Source organism: Stenotrophomonas sp. Sm10 (genome assembly GCF_030985515.1).
In the GTDB taxonomy this organism is placed as follows: Bacteria; Pseudomonadota; Gammaproteobacteria; order Xanthomonadales; family Xanthomonadaceae; genus Stenotrophomonas; species Stenotrophomonas hibiscicola.
The window spans coordinates 1-1,069 of sequence record NZ_JAPTFO010000227.1 but is presented as its reverse complement, the minus strand read 5'-3'; the positions used below and the strand labels follow the sequence as shown (position 1 = coordinate 1,069).

The 1,069-nt window shown below is 62.1% G+C and carries 1 protein-coding gene; it reads left to right on the top strand.

What is annotated here, in order from left to right; all coding sequences use genetic code 11:
- Nucleotides 1–79 precede the first annotated feature (79 nt).
- Complete coding sequence (locus tag O0J15_RS21320; RefSeq protein ID WP_134732551.1) at nt 80–1,042, top strand: transposase; 963 nt, start codon at nt 80–82, stop codon at nt 1,040–1,042.
- The last annotated feature ends 27 nt before the right edge of the window (nt 1,043–1,069 follow it).

Here is a 1,069-nt window from a genome sequence, read left to right as displayed (position 1 = left end):
AAGGGGATCGTCGATGTAGGCAAGCTAACGTCGGTGCGGTACCACCCCAGCCCTTTAAAGATAGCTGGGAGCCGTACAAATGTCTGATTCTCTCGATATTGGCGTGGACGTGGACTCCAAGGAGTTCGTGCCGGCGGTGGCCGACCGCAAGGCCGGTGACAGGGTCGCCAACACCCGGGCCGGGATAGCCAAGTGGCTCAAAACCTTGCCCCAGCGATGCCGGATTGGCATGGAAGCGACGGGACGGTACTACGAGTTGTTGGCTCGGATGGCTGGCCAGGCGGGCCACGTTGTCTATGTAATCGATCCACGGCTGATCAAGAACTACGCTCGGGCGACGGGCTCGCGCGGCAAGACAGATGCCATGGATGCCCAAGCGATCGCCCGCTATGTGAAGAAGGAGAGCGACCGCCTGCGTGAATACGTACCGCGTACTGACGAGCAGCAGCAGATGCACGATTTGCTGCGCAAGCGGCGAGCGCTGGTGGAGACGCGCGCGCGCTTGGAGCAATCCTTCGGGGTAAGCAAAAGTGACCCTGGGGAGCTGTCTGATCTGTTCTGCGCTCTGGCTGGGACGCTGTCGGAGCTGGAAAGCGAACTGCAGCGCTTGGGCCGCGATGGAGAGCATGGCGCGCTCTACAAGCGCCTGCTGACCATCCCGGGTATCGGCCCTGCCGTCGCGTCCCACCTGATTTACTACATGACGCGCTGGCCGTTGGCCAACGCCAACGCATGGATTGCCTGCACCGGCCTGGATCCCCGGCCCAACGAGTCTGGCGGCAGAACTGGACGACGTCGGCTGTCCAAACAGGGCGCACCGATGCTGCGCCAGATGCTCTACATGGCTGCAATGGGGCTCAAGCGGTGTCGCCGGGGGCAACCGCTCTACGACGAGCTGGCAAAACGCGGTCACCCCAGCACCGCCGTCTTCAACATTCTGGCAAGGAAGCTGGCCAGGATCGCCTGGGGCGTGTTCAAAAGCGGCCGAGACTTCGATCCGGCCATGCTGAAGGTGGGTCAAGCCTGCTTCCAGCAGGCTTGACCACGAACATAGGATCTCGACTCTACA

Coding starts and splice junctions, on each gene's coding strand:
- O0J15_RS21320 (WP_134732551.1), top strand. CDS start 80: ATGTCTGATTCTCTCGATATTGGCGTGGACGTGGACTCCAAGGAGTTC.